Here is a 20,025-nt window from a genome sequence, read left to right on the forward strand (position 1 = left end):
CACACGCTTCGCGAATTACCATCCGTCACGCAAGACGGCCCCCGTCGGACGCGTACATTGCAGCTCGTTGTAAAACTCCTGCATCATCTGGCCCGACCAATAGTCGCATTCGATGAAGCGATTGCCTTCGCTATTGGCGGTATAGGCGCCGAACGGGCCGGCCACATAGGCGCATGCGGGGCCGTTGTAGTCCTTGATCAGCGGGTTGATCTGATAACACTCGAGATTCGCGAGCCCTGCCCCCGAGTGATATGCCATCGCATAGCCGTCGCCGGAATTGGTGGCGTTCTCGTAGGTACCCCAGAGATAGCCTGATTGCGGCAGGCCGAGCCGCCCCGCCGCGCCGGCACACAGGATCACGGTTTTTGCCCGCAGCACCAGGAACTCCGCACTGCGCGTGCTGACGGCGATTGCGCCGGCGATCTGCCCGTCGCGCCCCGTCAGCAGGCGCGTCGCCATATAGCGGTTCGAGATCAGCACCTTCTCGCGGCGAAGCTGGCGGTACAGCGCCTTCTTAACGGTATCGCCATTCGGCATCGGCAGCACGTAAGAACCGAGATGGTGAACTTTCTTGACGTCGAAATCGCCGTTCTCGTTCTTCTGGAACTTGATGCCGAAGCGGTCGAGTTCCTGGATAATGTCGAAGCAGCGCGACGCATATTTGTAGACCGGCGCCTAATCGCAGATGCCGTCATTGGCGATGGTGATTTCCTTGGTGTATTGCTCGGGCGTGGCGTAGCCGGGAACGACGGCGTTGTTGAGCCCGTCCATCCCCATCGCGATTGCGCCCGAACGTTTGACGTTGGCCTTTTCCAGAAGGACCACGCGCGCGGCGGGATTGCGTCGCTTCGCCTTGTAGGCCGCCATAGATCCGGCGGTCCCGCCGCCGATCACGAGGACATCGCAGGCGACTTCCGTCACGCCATCCTTGATCTCATCCATTCGCGACCTCAATTCTGTCCCGCGAGCTCGCGCAAATAGGACCAAGGATAGATGCCGCGATCGTGTCCGTCCGAGAACGACAGGCGCAGCGCATAATTGCCGATCGGCTCGATAGCGGACACATGCAGTCCTGGTGGGATTGCGAGTTCGATCCCCTCGATCTGCCGGCGAATTTCGCTGGCCGCGCGACTTGCCCGGCGCAGCGTCTCCGCACCGAGCAGCCGGGTTCCGCAATCTATCCACGTTAACGCCAGCGCTGTCTTATTTTCGCGTAGCTCGACCCGAATTGGTTGCACGTTCACCTCGCATTGTCGTCGCCACCGCTTTTAGGCGGGTTCGGGCGGTTGGCGCCCGCAATAAATTGCTTTCGTGTTATGTTATCCGCCGAGGCGGCTGGATTTGCCGGCCCATCTGCTCAGCGCTTTCCGGACCAGGCCGCACGGCGCGCGCGTTCAGCAAGAAGACAGGCTCGCAAGATCATTCCGCCCCTTTTTGACGACGGACATAGAAGTGCCGGCGCGCCTAAGCGGCAACTTTGGATACCCATTTCATTGACCAACGCAGGCTTCCGCCGGATATTGGATACGGCAGACTTGTACCTGCTCGGGATTGCCGCATGAGAGCAAACGATAGAGAAGTGGTGGTCGACATGCGCAAGCGCGTGACCCGTCGCTGCGTCTCGGCGGCGACCGGAGCTTGTTGCTGATTCCGCGCTAACTATCGATCTCAATCGTGAATCAGAGAGGAGCGCCGAATTCTCGGCGCATGAGCAAGCATGTCCAAAGCCTATGTTATCGAAGTTTTTGATCGGACCGCCGGCATCGTCGTGGCCGACGAGCGCGGCTTTCGGTTTTTCTCATCCGAGCGTATCTTCGACAGTCTCGAAAGCGGTCGCTTTGGTTCAGCGCGCGCCGCAGAGCGCGCGGCCAGGGCACTGATGGCGCGCCGCTCTGAGAGCCGGGCCGCATTCGCGGCATTCTGACCCGCATAAGGAGAGGACGGACGTCGACCGCTTGCAATTATCCGCGTCGTACGCAGCGACGAGATGATCAATCCAGCAGGCGGTCGCCGACGTCTTTGTCTCATTCCAGAGCCGGCCTCCGATATCGTGTGGAAGTTGATGCCGGCTCACGCGCAGGTGATCTAAGCCGGATCGGGGCAGACTTCAAGAATTCGCGCCGCCTTCACTGTCACCGTTGCGATCGCCTATGTGAGCTCGACTGCCACCGCGTCAAATCCGACCACCAGCGCTGGACGCTTCGGGCTTTTGCCGAGCGCGATCGACGCTTGACGGGTTGTAAATACTACCAAACCGACACTGGGGGATAGCCTAGATTCACGAGCGGCTGCAAGGCACATGCGTTGGAGTCAGCGAAAGCACCGACTGATGCCATGACCACGTTGGATAACGGCATTTTTTGACGATATCGTCGTCCTCGCCACCCGGCATGACGTCAGATCGTGCTCCCCCGGCTACGCCTCTCCCGGGGCACCAGCGTCCGTCGGAGGCATCGACAAGTACGTCCGCATGCTGATTTCTCGGGGCCGCTGCGCCACGGCGGCGGCATGCTCTCGACCGGCGACCTCTTCCTGTTCGCCGTTGCCGTCGCCGCGGGCGGCTTACTTCGAAGATGCCAGGCTGGTAAGTCATCAGCTGGGTGCTGGTGATCGCTTTGCCCTTCGCATTGCCGGCGGCGGCGCTGGCGATACCGGCTGATCCACTGCAGATCGCGCTGAAACCATGGCTGGGGTGCTCTACGTGGGCGCTGTTCTCGCCGAGGATCGCTTCTTCGGCTGGCTCGCCGGGATGGCGATCGGCGGCATTGCGCTGGTGTTTCAGATGTCAGACGACTCGAAGTGCCGAACCTGGAACCCCGGGTTTCCTCGATGCGCAATTGCGTACCTTAAGTTCGCGCAGACGCGCGCCCTGAAAGACTGCTAGCCTCTCGCCGAGATCTGGCCGAACTCGGTGGCCTGCCGCTCGAACAGGCCGCGATAGATGCCGCCAGGCCGCTTGGTCAGTGCAGCATGTGTGCCCTGCTCCACGATCTCGCCGCGATCGAACACGAGGATACGATCGAGACTCCGCACGGTCGACAGCCGGTGCGCGATCACGATCGACGTGCGCCCCTTCATCAGCCGCTCCATCGCCTGCTGGATCAGCGCTTCCGATTCTGTATCGAGGCTCGAGGTCGCCTCGTCCAGGATCAGCACCGGTGCATCTGCGAGGAACGCGCGCGCCAGCGCCACGCGCTGCCGCTCGCCGCCTGACAGCTTGACGCCCCGCTCGCCAACCAGCGTGCTGTAGCCGTTCGGTTGTCGCAGGACGAAGTCGTGCGCATTGGCATGCCGCGCCGCCTGCTCGATCGCCGCCATGCTGGCGCCGGGCCTGCCGTAGGCGATGTTCTCGGCGAGCGAGCGGTGGAACAGAATCGGCTCCTGCTGCACGATCGCGATTTGGCTGCGTAGCGATTGCTGTGTTGCTTTCGCAATATCCTGGCCGTCGATCAAGATCCGACCGCCGGAGATATCGTAGAGCCGCTGCACCAGCTTGACGAAGGTCGTCTTGCCTGAGCCGGAACGGCCAACCAGGCCGACGCGTTCGCCGGCGCGAATGTCGATCGACAGCCCGTCATAGAGCGGCATGCGATGGCCGCCGTAGAGGAACGTCACGTCCTCGAAGGTGATACGGCCGCCTCCGATATCCATCGGCTTCGCGTCAGGCGCGTCGACAATGCCGATCGGCTCGCCATGGATGGTGACCAGTTCCTCCATGTCGTTGACCGAACGCTGCAAGTTGTTGATGTGCATGCCGATGTCACGCAAATAGGCGTGGATGACGTAGTAGCTGGTCAGCACATAAGTGACGTCCCCCGGCGTGGCGCGCCCGGCGATCCACAACAGAATCGCGCCGCCGATGACCGATCCACGGAAGCACAGGAGCAGCACGGACTGCGCTATGCTGGCGGCGTTGTAGCGCAGCCAAGTGCGCCGCACTCGCGTCCGCCAACTGCTGATGACACTGTCAAGTACCGCGTCCTCGCGCGCCTCGGCGCCGAACGATTTCACCACCGCGTTGCAGGTGAGCGCGTCCGCCAGCGTGCCGCCGACTTTGGTGTCCCAAGCGTTGGAGACTTGTGCGGCGGGCGCTATATAGCGGATCGACAATACCATCGTCAGCGCGACATAGATCACCGCGCCAAACCCGATCACGCCACCCAGCGCAGGCCAATGCAGCCCGAGCAGGATCATCGAGCCGACGAGCACCGCCAAGGACGGCACTAGCGCCATCAGGATGGTGTCGTTGAGCAGGTCAAGTGCCCACATGCCTCGAGTAATCTTGCGCACGGTCGATCCGGCAAAACTGTTCGCATGCCAGTCGGTTGAGAACCGCTGGACGCGCATGAACGCCTCGCGCGCCACATCCGACATCGTCTTGAGGTTGAACGGCACGATTGCGTGCAGACCAACAAGGCGCAGGATGATCGACACCACGCCGAGCGCGACAGTGCCGCCGAAGGCAATCAGCGCCGCATCTCGCGCTGCCTGGTCGGAAGGGCCCGAGGTCAGTGCGTCGACCAGATGGCCGGAGTACACCGGCATGAACAGGTCGGCGAGCGTTGCGCCAAGAAAACCGACGATCACGATGGCGACGCGGAAAGGCTGCTGCAGCCAGTGGCGGAACACGAATGGGATCACCACGCGGATCGCGGTGGGACGTTTGTCATCTAGAGCGGCCATAGCGCAATCCGGCTGCGCTCACAGCGCAAGCTGGCTCCATCTGAATGGAAGCGCGGCGTCGCAAGGGCGCGACGAAGCGCCGGTATCTGGTTCGGGACCCCTTCGCCAAGCGAAGCGCTCGACGCGAACAGTCCAAGCGGGCCGGACCTGGATCGAGAGCTTTCCAGACACCCTGCATTCTCGCGCGAGGTGAGCAGCTCGGCCCTTGGGCCGCCGGACTCATCCCACTGCGCGTGCGGTGGCGTTGACGTCAACTTGGCCATAGTTCTCGCTGTCTGCCCTCTCGAGTGGCTTGGCGGCATTTCTCAGAATCTTGTCGCGGCAGTTAGCGAGCATCTCCTTCGTGTACGTCTCGCCAAAGTGATCCAGAATAAAGGTGCCGCCATAGCGCGATTCATCGGCGACGCCGCTGGTTAGGCCATCGAGAATTGCGCCGACCTCCGCGATGCGATCGGAGTAGCGGGCGCGGATAACGTTGACCGCGTTCGTCGAGTGAGCTGCCTCGTCGGCAATCAATTCCCTCAGCCAACGATGGAATCTATTGTTCCCAAGTTCACCATAAAACTCCTTGTCCGCAGCATAGCCGTGGCAAGTACACATTTCATCAAATGCGATCACAACGATGAGCGAGAATTCGTCCCTCAGGTATTCATTGACCGCGCTAAAATCATGTAGCCGACGGTTCAATCGCTCCCGAAGATCCTTTTCGGATCCATCAGCAACGAGCTCCATGATTTGGATGAAACCATCGGTGTGACGCTCCTCGTCCGCGGCCCAAGCATTGAAGAACACCGCACCTTCTTCGGTAGAGATCAAGTTACGGATGGATAACTCCTTCTCCAAATGCCTTGCGTCATATTCCGTATACAAATCTATCCACAACTTATTCCAACGCCCGCGCAGAGTTGATGGCTCAGCGGCGAACATGGCAGGCGTCAGATCACTTAACAATTCTGACGGACACCATTTGCGTCGAATTAGCGCGACCATACGAATCCCTCCTGCGAATCATGGACGATGCGGTCTGCACAGACGCGCCGTCTTCGCGAATGCTCACGTGGCATTCGTTTGCAATACTGCATCACAGAATTTCTGTGTGCGCTTCGAGTAGTCTTGTAGGACCCTAGACGGAGCATGCGGTCCTCCATAGAAATAGTGGGGCGATTGAGTGCCTGCCCATGCGCGGGAACGCTCCATTCGAGACAACCCATAGAGAAGACGGATATTGACAGCTCTGTCATTGATCGCGGTCAACAAGCTCCCCAATATTTGCCCCCGCGTCTCTCAGTTAGTTGTGCCAGCCGAACATCTGCTGGAGCGATAATCCTTGAGGCGGAGCCGCGACACATACTGAATCGCCACTCGCGACGATCTCGCCAACAATCCGCGCCTTGTCTTCGCTACTCCACCTTTCAACGCCGTCCGAAATCCGTGACACTTCAAGCCGCAGCACCGACTCTGTGATAGCATTACGCACCGTCTCCATTCTAAGCCTCATGATGAAAAACCAATCGCAGCCTCGCAAATATTCCGTCAGCAGACAATTGGGAGCACAACGGCGCTTACGCTTGAAGCTCAGCCGGAATTGACAACGCTCGTCCCGATCTTGCGACGATAGTCGTGCGAGATGGTCCAGTGTACACGCTCGTCATTTTTTCAGTCACTGGCCTATGTCACCTATCCTGATCCGCAGCGCCCTTTCTTGAGTACACATCCAAGCCTCTGGACTTAGAAAAATATCGACGTAGACACCAACAGGTTCAGAGCGTGCCCCGTTTGGCGTGTGTATGTAATGCTCGTGGGGTTATTGATGTATGTCAGTCCTACGCTTGTATATATCCCGGGTGCCAGATGTGCTGTATATGTTCCCGAGAACACAGTACTGTCGCGATGTACGAGATGCCCTTTAGCCAATGCAGCATCCACTGCAAAGTTGCTCCACGCGGTGTTAGTGGCAACAATAGCAATCTGATCACTGGGCCGACTGTCAAACAGTCCCTTCGCATAAAGACGAAGCTCGAAATACTGACTGACCTTGTTCAGGTCAGGCGGAGCGTACATTACAGAGAACCCGCCATAGATACCACGAGATGCCGAGCCCTGGATATCAGACTGCCAGAGTTGCCTGTCCACAGCGACGTAGTAGACACTGTTCGCGTTGGCTCTCGGTTGATTTGGATACTGCAAGTTCGTGTAGCTGCTGTTGTTAAAACCGGCACCTGCCCGCAACCAGGTCTCGGGCACGCCCGGTGCAGCTTTGTTCTTATAGCCAATCTCATCAAGCAAAAGAATGCCTGCGTTGGGCGTGCTCCAGTTTAGACCAACCGGATTTTCGGTGATCTGCGCAAATTGACCGTCTGGACTGAGTGAGCGCTGGATCGAAACCTTGTTATACAAGCGATCATCAAAATTGAATTTCAGGTTGAGAGCTGGCGTCGGCGCCGGATTGTTGCTCATGCCCGCTTGGTAAAGGATGTTCGACGATGGCCCAAAAACGTTTACTCCTGCGTTCCCTCCGACCACTGTGCCTGCGAACTCATTTTGATTTCTGAGATAACCTAATTTGAGTTCGAGTTTCCTGTCGAAAAACGTCTGATAGTAGGCAATTGTATTGATTCCCACTCTATCCGGCCCGCCGGGCTTCCATGTCCAGAATTGCTGCTCGGCTCCCACGATGATCTGACCATCGGGTATTCCAAAGCGGTCGAGATCGTAAGTCACGATCATGAAATTTACGGTATTAAATGTCGGGTTCTGGCCAATGTATAGCTGATTGGCGGTGGTGCTTCTGGCTGCATTCGGCAGTTGATTGTGTACGAAGGTGCTTTGTGTCCAGCCAACGTAACCGATCCCGACATCTGCCAGCGCGGATCTAACGCCGCCTTTATCCTGATCGATCGTATCGGCAGGACCAGGTATATTGAGCCACATACCTTTTTCGCGGAGGTTCTCGAATTTTGCGAATTGGTCAGTCTTCTTTTGAGCTCCGTTCTTAGCAACTTCATCCGCAGTGTCGTACTTTGAAGCAAGCGTATTGGTAGCTTGTGCTTGCGCCTGGTTGCCGACGAGATGGGCTGCTCGTTTGAGCCGGCGACTCGCGCTGTGATCGGTCTCCTTTTGAATTCTTCTTTCCGTGACATCATCCGGAGTTTCGCTTTTGGGGTTAGGCACGTTGGCACCTTGTGCCAGCGCCGAACTACAAACGAGACTCGCTGCTAAGGACAGTGTGACAGAAAGCCCTCTTTGCTTCGTGGTTTGTTGAAAGCTGAAAATCCGTGCCGCAGCCAAGTATATCCGAATCGATATCGCCACGAGACGGCGACCATGCATCGTGAGCTCCGCTTCCTTATCGCTAGCTTTGATGGATTGCGTTCCGACCTGATTGGCCCGGAGCTGCCCCACAACCTTTGGCGTCTGAAGGCGGTCGGGGTGACGCTTGACTGCCACCGGCAGCGTCTGTGCGAACGAAACTCGCTCAGCGTTTCCGAGCCTCGTTCGGCGCGCTAGCTTAGGCCATTGCATGGCCGGTAACGTATATGTCAAGCGCTCCACAAGAGCCGCCACTCTACATCGACAGTTCCAACGCAGTTCTGCGGCGCCGCATTGACATCGAGAGCGGCGGTTAGCTTTGTACGGCGCCTTCGCTCTGTGAGATATTCGCGACGGGTGGGCGGAGCCTCGCTGTCCTCGCCACCAATACAGGGGAAACGACCCGCCTCTTTCAAGATTTCGTTCACACAGAGCATCCTGGCCGAAGAAGATGTCTCCTTCGAGATGATAGCAGTCGCTGCCGGAAAGCAGGCCTTCGCCCGCCAGCCAAGACGGGTCGGCTCCATGAAGCTTGGTTGGCATCGCGTTGGGCGAGAGACGAGGCAGTTGACGGGCCCGAGGCCCGACCTTTGACGCCTGCGCGCTCGGCGCTCGCGCCTGCATTGGCTTCCATGAGCAAGGATAGATCGCAATTGGAGTAGACTTCATAGCAGCAAGCGACGAGTCCGCACATCCATCAGGTCCGTTGGTGCGGCCAGATCTGTATTGCATTCCGACTCCCATAACGTGTGACACGCGCGACGTTCATCGATCTAATTGCCATGTGTCCGTCTTCTCCATCTATTGCTATGGTTAGTAGTTGACTGAGCGCAAGACGCTGCCGTCGATGCAGGGATTGCGTTTGTTACGCGCTCTTGCGAGACGTCCCGACATCTAGACGAGCTCTGGCGATGCTGGCAGGCCCCGGCGCAAATCGGGCCAAAATGTCAGTCGCTGGTGAGGGCTGCAGCCGCTTCCAGCTTTGTTACGTACCCACCTCTTGCCGAACCCCAGTTGGACCGAGACGTTGTTGATCTGTATCGACAATGTCGCCGCTTCTCCAAACGGCGCTGTGGCATCTCCAACGTGTGTCGCAGTTTCATCAATGCGCTCAACACGTAGGAAGCTGACTGCAATCCTCTCAAGCCCTTCTCAACGTCCGAATTTTTCGAACGCCAGGACTGGTACGGCACTTGCAGCTCTTATCTCAATTCCTCGCAGCCTCTGGATCAGCAGCACATGTACAGAAGCTGGGCGAGACGTTCGACGGCGAGATCAAGGTGCTCCCCATAGAGTCTCCAGGCGCCGAGAAACTCCTTACGCGGGGCGACCTTCTGAGCCGATCCCGCCGTGCTGCTCGCCGATCTCGTCTTCGGCGTCGGTTCGCTGGCGACCAGGAATGCGTTAGCGAGCGCGATCCGCAAGGAACAGCAGAGAACGCGGTCGGTCTGATCTCATCTTGGCCGGCAACCAGACCATCGGCCATGACACCACGCATCTGGAGCCTGGGATCACGGAGGGGCGCGGCGAGGCTCCAGCTCACATCATGCGCAAGCTGAGGGGCCGAGCACTGCGTGGAGATCGGCCGGATCTCAGTGAAATTGCGAACCGCTAGGCAACTTTCGCGGGCGGCTGCTTGGTAGTTTTAATGCGCGTTACGCTGCACCGACCGTCGATGCTCACGGGCACCTCGCCATCGATGGTGGCACGACGAACGACGCGATGCTGGTCGCCGTAATCATTGACCGCATAATGTTGCGTGGCGCGGTTGTCCCAGATTACTACATCGCCCTCCTTCCAACTCCAGCGCACGGTGTTTTCGGGCGCGGTGATATGAGACTGGAACAGATCGAACAGCTTCTGGCCGTCATATTTTGGGATCCCAACGAAACGCTGCACCACATCGCCGAGCACCAGCGCGCGTTCGCCGGTTTCGGGGTGGACACGCGCGACGGGATGCTCGGTCTCATAGATCGTTCTGGTGAAGACCTCTTCAAAATGCTTCTTATCGGCCTCGCTGGCGCGGCCCATCACGGCGTAGTCGAAGGCATTGGTGTGAACGGCCCAGAGCTCGTCGGCAAGCCGTTGCAGCGGCCGCGGCAGGTCGAGATAAGCGGCCGCGGTGTTTGCCCAGACCGTATCGCCACCGAAGATTGGTATCACAACGCCTCGTAGTACCGCCACCTTGGGATAGGCATCGACAAAGGTCCCATCGCTGTGCCACAGGTCGGCCCGGCTAGCGGCGCGGGCGGAATTAAGCTCGATGACCGAAGCCGTTCCCTTGATGGCACCGAGCGTCGGATGCGGCACAAGCTTCCCGAAACGAAGAGCAAAGCGCTCCTGCTCGGCGTCGTCGAGATGGCCCTGGTCCCGAAAGAAGATGACCTTGTGCTTGAGCAGTAACCGGTTGATCGCAGCTATCGTCTGGTCCGGCAGATCCCCTAACAACTTGATATTCCTGATTTCCGCGCCGATGCGCGCTGCGCATTTGACGATGTCGGCACACGGAATGACATTATCGATCAAGGCAGTTTTGCTCATGACGGTATTCTCCAAATTTTCGGCTTATTCGTCAGACCAGGCTATTCAGCCTGCGACACGAATTGGTGAACGCCCGAGGTCGACCGCATAAAGGGTTTCAACAAAATCCACGACGATTGGCCCGTTGGCGCATCTCTTCACGATATCGGCCAGCTGACGTGTGACGTGCGCGATTGTCATTAACCTAGATTGCCACAAGTCTGTCATCTCCATCAATTGCCAACGTTGGTAGTTGACGGGTCGGTCGCTCGAGAAGTTCAACATACGAGCATAGGGAATGTGGAAGGTTGCTCGCCGGGAGCGTCTCCTCAGCGCGATGGCACGATGCGCCCCTCGGGCGCGAGCCTTTGGTTGCAGCAGATGCAATCATGAGCACGCTACTCTCACTGGTGAACTGCGGCGACCACATGACTGAGAACACTGTATAAGTCGAAGCAGAGAGACGAAGTGCACATGGATGCATCGGCCATGTAAATGGTGCCCATCAAAACAATCGATTTCTCTAATTGTCTGAATGAGGAAATATGAAGGTGTCAGCCAGCGTCGTTGGGCTGAATCGAAGAAGCATTTGCGATGGAAAAGATGATCTGGGGTCGCTGGGGTGACAGTAGTGACTTCGGTACCAATGGTGACGATATGATCATGGATCCTCATGGCAATGATTGGATCGGCGGTGGTCCTGGCAACGACTCCATCTCGGCCGGCGAGGCAATGACCGAGTATTCGGTGGTGCGGGCAATGACCAGATCTTCGGCGAAGAGGGCAACGACTACCTCTACGGCGGCGACTACGGCGGCAATGGCCGCGACCAACCGCGCATCATCGTTGCAGACAATGACAAGCTCTACGGCGGTCCCGGCGATGATGTCCTCTTTGCCGGTGACGGCAGGGATTCTCTGATCAGTACGGGCCGGATCCGGACAATACCGACATCTGGGACTTCGATCCGGCGCAGGATACTCTCGCGTTTGATGCCGTGGGTCTCTACAACGACGGTTCTACGGCGAACTTCGTCAACCACGCCAGCGCGCAGCCGGGCTATCCGATTGCCACTTTCTACAGCGGCGCGGCCTCCAGTGCGAATGGCGAACACACTGTGGTGATCACTGACGTTTCTCTCGCCAATGGCACTGAGGCCGCGAGTGCGATTTCGGGCGAGAATGCCGGCGACATTATCGTCTACCACGACTACCTGACCCACACCGCGAATTTGGCCTACGTCACCTCCGCGAACCACGTGGACGAGTTCGCCCATCTGGGCAGTTTTCACAGTGTGGCCGACCTGGCCAGGTGGCACCTGACCGCATCGGATTTCACCTTCGTCTGATCCGGAAATCGGAGCCACGCCCCGCCACCGCGGCGGGGCGCTTTGTCTTCCACAACTCGCCCCGGGCCATGGACCCCAAGAGCAGGGCGGCGCGGCGTGTTCGGCCTAATCGTAAGACCGTATGTTCGCGTCTGTCGGTGAGATGGCTCGCCTTACACTGCGCGCCCGAGGTTGCTCGGGCGGCCCGAGCCGATCCTGATCCAGGAGGACGAGCTGCAATTATAGGGAAGCATTTGTCGGAATTGATGTAGCTAAGGTCGGCTTCGAATTGAAGCCGCTGGCTGACTATGTGCTGGAGAAGATCAAGCAGGGCGAACGGATCTTCGCCGACGAGACGACCCAAAGCTCGTTCCCGGATCCGGCAAGACACAAAAGGCCTGGCTACGGGCCTATGCGCGCGACGATCGGCCATTTGGCGGCATCGTTCCACCGATGGTCGCTTATCGCTTTGAGGACAGTCGCGGCGGCGAATGCGTCGAGCGGCATCTGGCGGGCCTTACTGGCATCCTGCAGGTCGACAGCTATACCACCTACACTCGGCTCGCCAAGTCAGCGGGCGCCAATGAGGTCGTGACGCTGGCAGCGTGCTTTGCCCGCGTCAGGAGACGGTTCTACGCGCTTCACGTGAACTAGAGCTCGCGCCTGGCGACCCAAACCGTCACCACCATAGCGGGGCTGTGGCAGATCGAGGCCGGCATCCGCCGCCCGCATCCTGAGATGCTGGTGAAAGCGCGCCAGGAAAAGTCAGCCGCGATCGTCGCGGTGCTCTTCGATCTATAGATAAGGAGCTGCCGCGCCTGTCGGCGAATCCAAACTCGCCGAGGCGATCCGCTATGCCACATCCAGACGCATCACACTCGAGCGCTTTCTAAGCGACGGCCGTATGGCGGCCGCCGGAAATGGGCGACCATCGCCATGCTTCTGCAGATCGGGGAGATGAAAACGATGCCGATCCGCACGTCTGGCTCACGCAAACTCTCGAGCGGATCGCGCAGGGCTGGCCGATCTCAGATCCATGCTCTCATGGCCTGACACTTCAAAGCCTGAACGGCCTCAGCTTGGCGCTTACGCTAATGATAGATGCTAAGCGCCGATTATCGAAAGACTCCGAGGAGCAATCGAATTTTGACCGTCTGACGGGAGCCACCTCCCCCATCGCGTTTTCGGCCCGGAGGCCCCAGAGGGATCTATATCTCACGAAGCAGACTAGGCCCCGTAAAACGAGATTCGCGCCGCCGGACGGAGAGGCCGACAACCGAGACCGGCTCCGACTCGGGGCGCGTCTGTGGCCCGACGAAATGTGAATTGCGCTGTCACTCTACAGCGCGGTCAGCCATCTTGTCGTATTCTTCCGCGACCCGCAGCATTCGCCGAATTTGTCTGAGATCGTAGCACAGATTCGCTTTCGCGCGCGTCGCCTCGGCACGATCTCGCCAGTACTTCGGCTCTTTGATCTGATCACGCATGCGCCAGATAGAGCAATTTCTAGCGCGGTGTTCATAAACATATGTGGTCCCGCCGAACGCTTGTAATTCACGTTTTGTTAGTAAGTAAGACAAATTGGGAGACTACAGATCAGCCTGGGAAGCTCAATGATGAATAGTGGCTAACTCACGAAAGGAACATATCGCGATAACATGGTGGCGAGCGGGAATAGATATAAGACGCTACCGACTGCCCGCAAATTGCACATCTTTCCCAGCGATAAGGAACGATGGGTTTTTCCTAGAGTCGAATGCCTGCCTCCGGCACAATGTCCCCAAAAGCCCCAAGCCGGAGGAAAAGCTGCCTAGGTGGCGGTCCTCGCGCTAGCCTGGGAAGCGCTGGGGCCGTTTGGGTTCCGCTGTATCGTGGCAATGGCCCTACACTTCAGCCGCGTTGCTACCGCGAAAAGGGAACTGGAGATCTGGAGCGCGAGCGAGCGGGGCTCCTCATTTGCAATCAACAACGAGAGTACCAGTGACCCTAGACTTCATGGGCGGCCCGGCTTTATAACTTCTTGGCGCTACTTTAACGGCCATCAAGGTACGCGGATCACCCTTCACGAGGTTTGCCGAAGCCGAGAAGGCCTGTCAGGCCGTGCTGACGCACCTGACCAGAGATGGATAGATTAGCGCGCAGGTTTCCAACCTTTGGAACCTTCCCCGGCAGTAGTTGCCACTGCGCCGGTAAATCCAGCGAAGACGACCTTAGCTGCAGACCCACGCCGCTGAGGCCGTCCGACAACCGGGTCACGATCGGGCCCTTACGCGACTGCCATCAAGGACAACTAAAGGTCGTCAATGACTCAATCTTTCCGCGATATCGTTGTGACGACAATTACCACCATTTCGCTGGTGGTTCTCCTGCTGTACATAGCGTTCGGCCCACCTGTCTGAACGACGCCGGCCCATTCAGAACGGCCCCGGCGCGGAGCGGTCCCTACACAGAGCGCCTTCGGAGGGCGGATGAAATGGCAAAATGGTGCGAGGCTCCTAGGTCGTGTGGACTCTAAGGATTCCCTTTTGAGAGCAAATCAGATTCAAGGCTTCTTTTGGGAGGCGGCCTTGGGTGTGATGGATCGTTTGGTATTAAGCGACGCGGCCTGGGAACGCATGGCGCCGCTCATCATAGGCCGGCCTGACCAGAAAGGTTCGACTGGACGCGACAACCGGATGTTCGTGGAAGGGGTGCTTTGGATCGTTCGTACGGGCTCTCCCTGCGTGATCTTCCGGAGGCGTTTGGGGATTGGAACAGCGTATTCCGGCGCTTCAGTCGATGGAGCATCAAGGGTGTCTGGTGGCGGATCTTCGAGGCGATGTCCGATGATCCGGACTTCGAATATCTGATCGTCGATTCCACCATCGTCCGGGCGCATCAGCACGCCGCCGGGGCGAAAAAAGGGGGGCTGAAGATCAGGCGCTTGGCCGCTCGCGCGGCGGCCTGAGCACGAAGATACATATGGCCGTTCGCGGTCTGGGATGTCCTATACGGTTCACGCTCACCGCAGGCCAGAAGGGGGATGCACCGCAAGCCGCCGCATTAATCGAGGGATTACCCGCCGAGGTCGTCATCGCCGATACAGCCTATGACGCCGATCATTTGCGCCAAGATATCGCCGCCAAAATGGCGCTCGCCGTCATCCCCAACAACCCGTCACGCGCCCTCAAATATCCGCTCGACAAACATCTCTATGCCCAGCGCCATCTCGTGGAATGCTGCTTCAGCAAGCTCAAGCAGTTCCGTCGTGTCGCCACCCGCTTCGAAAAGACCGCCCGAAATTACCGAGCCGTCGTCACTCTCGCTGCCATCGTCCTATGGATGCGATAAGTGTCCACACTGCCTAGCGCTCACGATAGGCCTACGATTTGACCTCCCGCATGGCGAGAGTCTCGATCCGTTCGCAATCTGTTCCTGAAATAACTTGTCTAATTCACGATCACGCGACGCGGACTGGTCCGGGGCCACATTCTTCGACAATCGAAATTTACGCGACCTTGGAAGCCTGGCGCCAAAACGAAGCAAGAGCTGCTCGACCTCAGCGGCCGGCTTGGCGCCGCTGAACAGGAATCCTTGTACTTCGTTGCAGCCCTCTGCGCGCAGCCAATCAAGTTGCTCGGTGGTCTCCACCCCTTCGGCGGTCGTGGTGATATTAAGGTTACGCCCGAGGCCCGAGATCGCGCGCACGATGGCGAGGCAGTCGGAACGTTTCGTGAGCTCCTTCACAAAATGAGCGGTCGATTTTGATCTTGTCGAATGGAAAGCTGCGCAAGTAGCTCAGGCTCGAATAGCCGCTGCCGAAATCGTCCAACGATATGGAGACGCCGAGTTCGTGCAATTGATGCAAGATCGCGATACTGGCTTCTGTCTCCGCCAGGAATACCGACTCGGTGATCTCGAGCTCCAGCCGTTTGGGCAGCGGGCCCGAATTGGCCAGCGCCGAAATCACAACCTGCACCAGGTTACGGTTGCGGAATTGCACCGGCGACAGGTTGACCGCGACCTTGATTTCGGAGGGCCACTTCACCGCCTCTTTGCAAGCCTCGCGCAGAACCCACTCTCCGAGCGAGCCAATTCATCCTATGTCTTCCGCCACCGGGATGAACTGCGCGGGCGAGGTCATGCCCTCCTCGGGATGACGCCTCCCAATAGGGCCTCGAGCCCCGAGATCCTCTCGCTCGCGATATCAACCACTGGCTGATAGTGCAGCTCGAACTCGCCCTTCGCAAGGACGCGGCGCAGGCTGGACTCCATCTCGCGCTCGAAGAAGCGATGGTCGCCACGGCCATCCTCTTTCGCGCGATAGAGCGCCATATCGGCGTTGCGCATCAGCTCCTCGCTGCTCGTGCCATGGCCCGGTGAAAGCGCGATCCCAATGGAAGCGCCGATCACAACCTGATTGCCGTCGATCTCGTAAGGCGCACTCAAGGTCAGTATCAGTCGGGCGGCTAAATCGCTCACATCCTTCGGCGAAATGTCAGCCGCAAGGGCGTGTTCGTGCCCGCGACCGTCAATATCAGCGTGGGCGGCACCTTGAAGGACCAATCCCGCGAATAAAGGCGGCAGTTCAGAACATGAACGGCGAGAACGCGGGCAAGCGCTCAATCTAGTTGACGGCACCAAGAAGGCATTGAATATCCGAAGGAGCGCTACGAGCAGTGTCGGGCGCGGGACTTCTCCATCTTTCGTGAGGTCACCGGATCGGTCGTTACGCCATAGCCTTCACCAAATGTTGCATGCCTCAATTGTGCGCTAACAACGGCGCCGCGCTCATGACCGTGGGGGAAGTGAATCCTTGGCAAAAAGGGAGCTTCGAACGACCAGCCATTAGAATTTTGTTGGCCTTCCCCGGTTCGAAACAAAACCTCAGTGCGTCGCGAGCGATACACCAAGCTTTGCGGCCTTGACTGACGTTGCGCCTACGGTCCGTTTGAGTGCCTTCGCAATCTTGTTAACCCCAGATTTTGTCTTCGCCATGGCCTTCAATTGTCGCACATCATCTTTGGTCCAGGGGCGGCGAACAGTTTTCTTCTTGGCAGGCATCGTCTCTCCGAGTCTTGTTGCGTTGGGCTTCTAACATGGTGCGATCGGAATTCAATAGCTAACGACAATCACACAATCATGAAAACTTCACATCACAAGCGCGTTGTCTTCATAGATATTAATCGTGCAGAAAACCATTCGACGGCAACGGCAAACGCGGCCATCTATCTTACGTAACCCGCTTTATTCGGGACGATAAATTTGGAACCGCGTTCGAGTGGTGAAAAATCCATCGACCGGCAAACTCCTTCTCGCGTGAATCCCTAGTCTGAGTGACAAATCGTCGATGTACCTCATCTAAGGATCATCGGTCAGTCCCTCGTTGAGCGAGTCGCACGACAGTTTGATTTCGTTGGTGGATTGGAGGCCAAGCACACGCCACGTTCCAAGCGGATGCTGTCTGCAGTGGAGGATGACCCTCATCGGCGCGGATCGCAGTGGTCCACGCATTCAATGTAGCGTCCACAAAGAGTCAAGTGCCAGTGAGAACAGCGCGAGATACTACATACAGAAAGTAGGACGGCTGGTCATCGACGTACTTTGCCTGCCGCTAAATAATCCCAACTCGATCGGGGAATATGTCAAGCCTATCGCAGCGACGCATCGGACGAATCGCACGCCCGCAAGCAACCGGCTAGCACGCGAAGGCGAACGCCGAACTCGAACGGCTTGTCGGAGCCATGTGCCATGGCATCAAATCGAGCGAGATCGCGCAGCGGTATGTCCAATCCCAGTTTTCAGCCAAGATGTTGCGCTTTTGACACCTAAACCCGCATATACCGCGCCCATGGTCCACTTGGGGGTGATCGGCAAGTTTGACGTATACGTGCGAGGAAAGAGCCAGCTTCTAGTGATCCGACGAGGAGCGTCACTGGCTGAGTAATGTTAGAGCGCGGCTGCATAAATAGTGAGCGGCGCGCAATTGTTTGTAGCGAGATAAGCGACGCGGTCGCGGGAGGGCTTCTATGCGCTCTCAGAGCCCGCCAATCGGTACTGTCGCGGACGTTTCACAATCCTTCTGAAGTTCAGCCTCAAGTTCTAAGATGATGATGTGTAGGAGACTTGCGGCAAGGGGATCGGTGACCTCCCGTTCCAGAAACCGATAACGAGCGATTTGGACTTCTTGCTCTCTGAACTGGCGCTCTGTCATCATGTTCTGCCTCCAACTAAATGACGCGGCGGAGGCGAGTTTGTTTCGCTAAAATCTTCAGATCATTTTGTATGGTTTCTAATTAACGGATGCTCGATGGGACGAGAGCCGGAACAACTCGTAGGCCAGTGTCTAGATCCCGCGTGTTAGAAGCAGCCGTGGGATGATCAGGAGCCGCATCGCAACAAATGGCGATAACCTTGCTCCCTCATCCATTTAGCACGAGAGAGGTGGCTTTCGAATGCGAGCCGCGCGCGATCAGCATCGCTGTCTGGATCGATGCGCAGCACGATCCGAGAGACGTCACGCCAGTCGGCGCCCTGCTGATCAGCATCAAGCACACGCATGTACGTGACCACGTGCTTCTCGTCGTACTCGGTGAGGGCTGGTCCAGCTGGCGCTACGTCCCCGGCATGTGGATCGAGTGGGGGCGTTTTCATAGGCTGCTCGTGACGAGAGTCCGGCGTGCAGCACAACCTTAGCCACGGCTTCAGGTCAAGCTCTTGATTCGATTGTCAGTGCCGGAGCCCTAGAACGTACCCGGCGCCAGTATGACAATTGCATGACACAGGGCTGCCGCAAACGCTGGCTGATACTCGTATTCAACATGGGTAAAGCGTGGGGATCGATGTTAGGCCACGTGCGTGGAGAAGAGCACCCTTTGCTGCGCCGGTGACTTCCGCGCCGCAACTGCATAGACACTGCCATTTTGTACTTACTCTCTTCCCTTACTTGCCGCGCTATCCCGCCGCGGCCCTCACACCCAAAGTTATCCATTCCGACGATGAGGACTCACCATTGAGCCGACGCACAGTTGGAATGCCCGAGGCCGATGAATTAAAAGACATGACGAGGTTGTTAGCGAGTTTATGGGAAACCGCGCAACTGCTTCCCGAAGGATCAGAACGGCAGGATGCGTTCAGACAGATCGGTAGCTTCCAAAGGCGCGTGGCGGCTTTAATTTCACGTACCCTTTAGGCCTAAGGATGATGTCGTGTCGGGGTGTGCTGTGGCTACCGATCCAACTCGCGCCGGAAGATTGCGTTTTGGAAGTTGGCGAAGTCGATAAGACTGGGATTATTCCATTGGGCTTTCCATGCCGGCGAAGGCTGGGGATTTGGTACAATGCCTGGGCCGATGAGCCGATTTTGATCTGTCCAACGCATTGGAGGATCTGGCGCATGCCAACAAGTTGGTAGGTTGATTCTTGCGGACGCGCCCTTTTTGAAGAGGTGGAACCAGTTATGAGGACAGCGCTCTGTTTCGCCATATTGGTCATTCCCACGCTTGCGCTCGCTCAAGGCGCAACACCGGCAAAGCAACCGACCATCGGCACCAAGCCGCTCGTTCAGGTGAAGCCGAGGGCGTCCGTTGGTTGCAAGCTTGTTGGAACGGTCAAGGGGACGAAGCTCTGGGCGGGTGAATGCATTGCGGCGCCGGAGCTAAGAACAGGTACGCCACCCGAAGAGGCTAGTCCATCGGCCCCCGACGCGGCTGGCGGAGCTACTCCGAAGGATCAGCAGTAACGCTGCAATTCATGTGCAACCTCTTGTCTGATTGCGGTTGCTGAAGGCTTCAGCTTGCTACCGACAGCCTGCGAGGCTCGCTCTTGTCTACGACGTCGATGATAGCCGCCTCAGGATGGCAGTCCGAAGATCGAGAACTGCTACCTACTAGGCACGCGTACTGCAGGCTACAGGGGTTGCAGCGCAGTCATCCCGACCTCGTCCTCGCAGGACGTCGCTCCGCCTTTTCGGCGGATCCGCTGAATTGCTAATTGATCATGCGATCGCCTCCTCGCGGGTCCATCGGAATTCGCTTCCAGCTGCCCAGATCCGATGCATCACGATCGCCAATTTTCGTGCGACCGCTACAACTGCGCGGCGAAGACCGCGTCGCTTGGCCACCCTTACACCCCAAGCTTTCAACGCGGAACCATGCATGCGTCACTGGCCCGATCTTCACTGGGCCGGGGCAGTCCACCCATCCGCAA

At 57.9% G+C, this 20,025-nt stretch carries 13 protein-coding genes and 5 pseudogenes; 7 read left to right on the forward strand and 11 right to left on the reverse strand.

Annotated elements, in window-relative coordinates:
• Positions 1 to 60: 60 nt before the first annotated feature.
• Positions 61 to 942 (reverse strand): annotated as a pseudogene (locus CQ12_RS37930) (FAD-dependent oxidoreductase); the annotation flags it as partial.
• Positions 943 to 950: 8 nt separating this feature from the next.
• Complete coding sequence (locus tag CQ12_RS37935; protein WP_057840351.1) at positions 951 to 1,238, reverse strand: gamma-butyrobetaine hydroxylase-like domain-containing protein; 288 nt, start codon at positions 1,236 to 1,238, stop codon at positions 951 to 953.
• A gap of 479 nt (positions 1,239 to 1,717) precedes the next feature.
• Between CQ12_RS37935 and CQ12_RS37940 the strand changes: the two genes are divergently transcribed.
• Complete coding sequence (locus tag CQ12_RS37940; protein WP_057840339.1) at positions 1,718 to 1,924, forward strand: hypothetical protein; 207 nt, start codon at positions 1,718 to 1,720, stop codon at positions 1,922 to 1,924.
• Between the two features lie 759 nt (positions 1,925 to 2,683).
• Positions 2,684 to 2,884 carry a hypothetical protein gene (locus CQ12_RS37945; RefSeq protein ID WP_057840340.1) on the forward strand — a complete coding sequence of 67 codons (201 nt, stop codon included), beginning with the start codon at positions 2,684 to 2,686 and terminating at the stop codon, positions 2,882 to 2,884.
• Here the strand turns inward: CQ12_RS37945 and CQ12_RS37950 are convergent.
• From CQ12_RS37950 to CQ12_RS37970, 4 genes are all read right to left on the reverse strand, one after another.
• Positions 2,881 to 4,683: an ABC transporter ATP-binding protein gene (locus CQ12_RS37950; protein WP_057840341.1), complete on the reverse strand. Its 1,803-nt coding sequence runs from the start codon at positions 4,681 to 4,683 to the stop codon at positions 2,881 to 2,883. The two genes, CQ12_RS37945 and CQ12_RS37950, sit on opposite strands and share 4 nt — an antisense overlap.
• Positions 4,684 to 4,902: 219 nt before the next feature.
• Positions 4,903 to 5,673, reverse strand: coding sequence for a hypothetical protein (locus CQ12_RS37955; protein ID WP_245310326.1), 771 nt, complete (start codon positions 5,671 to 5,673; stop codon positions 4,903 to 4,905).
• Between the two features lie 738 nt (positions 5,674 to 6,411).
• Positions 6,412 to 8,130, reverse strand: a complete 1,719-nt coding sequence (locus CQ12_RS43070) for a carbohydrate porin (RefSeq protein ID WP_245310328.1) — start codon at positions 8,128 to 8,130, stop codon at positions 6,412 to 6,414.
• Positions 8,131 to 9,603: 1,473 nt separating this feature from the next.
• A complete protein-coding gene (locus CQ12_RS37970) occupies positions 9,604 to 10,533 on the reverse strand; it encodes a TauD/TfdA dioxygenase family protein (protein WP_057840343.1) in 930 nt (309 codons plus the stop codon).
• Between the two features lie 573 nt (positions 10,534 to 11,106).
• Here CQ12_RS37970 and CQ12_RS47085 point away from each other — a divergent pair.
• From CQ12_RS47085 to CQ12_RS43080, 5 genes and pseudogenes are all read left to right on the forward strand, one after another.
• Positions 11,107 to 11,433 (forward strand): hypothetical protein, encoded by a 327-nt coding sequence (locus CQ12_RS47085; RefSeq protein WP_245310331.1) that lies wholly within the window; start codon positions 11,107 to 11,109, stop codon positions 11,431 to 11,433.
• Positions 11,355 to 11,636 (forward strand): hypothetical protein, encoded by a 282-nt coding sequence (locus CQ12_RS47090; RefSeq protein WP_245310330.1) that lies wholly within the window; start codon positions 11,355 to 11,357, stop codon positions 11,634 to 11,636. The genes CQ12_RS47085 and CQ12_RS47090 overlap by 79 nt, the downstream gene beginning before the upstream one ends.
• On the forward strand, positions 11,630 to 11,860 hold the full coding sequence (locus tag CQ12_RS47095) for a hypothetical protein (RefSeq protein ID WP_245310329.1): 231 nt from the start codon (positions 11,630 to 11,632) through the stop codon (positions 11,858 to 11,860). The genes CQ12_RS47090 and CQ12_RS47095 overlap by 7 nt, the downstream gene beginning before the upstream one ends.
• Before the next feature lie 247 nt (positions 11,861 to 12,107).
• Positions 12,108 to 12,873, forward strand: a pseudogene (locus CQ12_RS47100) (IS66 family transposase); the annotation flags it as partial.
• 1,533 nt (positions 12,874 to 14,406) lie between these two features.
• Positions 14,407 to 15,169: pseudogene (locus CQ12_RS43080) on the forward strand (IS5 family transposase).
• Between the two features lie 162 nt (positions 15,170 to 15,331).
• On the opposite strand, the pseudogene CQ12_RS38005 reads toward CQ12_RS43080, so the two are convergent.
• From CQ12_RS38005 to CQ12_RS47105, 5 genes and pseudogenes are all read right to left on the reverse strand, one after another.
• Positions 15,332 to 16,327 (reverse strand): annotated as a pseudogene (locus CQ12_RS38005) (putative bifunctional diguanylate cyclase/phosphodiesterase); the annotation flags it as partial.
• A gap of 378 nt (positions 16,328 to 16,705) precedes the next feature.
• A complete protein-coding gene (locus CQ12_RS45560) occupies positions 16,706 to 16,882 on the reverse strand; it encodes a hypothetical protein (protein ID WP_198164386.1) in 177 nt (58 codons plus the stop codon).
• 973 nt (positions 16,883 to 17,855) lie between these two features.
• Positions 17,856 to 18,035 carry a hypothetical protein gene (locus CQ12_RS38010; protein WP_057840348.1) on the reverse strand — a complete coding sequence of 60 codons (180 nt, stop codon included), beginning with the start codon at positions 18,033 to 18,035 and terminating at the stop codon, positions 17,856 to 17,858.
• 164 nt (positions 18,036 to 18,199) lie between these two features.
• Positions 18,200 to 18,472: a DNA -binding domain-containing protein gene (locus CQ12_RS43085; protein ID WP_083519660.1), complete on the reverse strand. Its 273-nt coding sequence runs from the start codon at positions 18,470 to 18,472 to the stop codon at positions 18,200 to 18,202.
• A gap of 1,341 nt (positions 18,473 to 19,813) precedes the next feature.
• A pseudogene (locus CQ12_RS47105) lies at positions 19,814 to 19,966 on the reverse strand (IS110 family RNA-guided transposase); the annotation flags it as partial.
• Positions 19,967 to 20,025: the final 59 nt, after the last annotated feature.

Source organism: Bradyrhizobium jicamae (assembly GCF_001440395.1).
GTDB lineage: Bacteria > Pseudomonadota > Alphaproteobacteria > Rhizobiales > Xanthobacteraceae > Bradyrhizobium > Bradyrhizobium jicamae.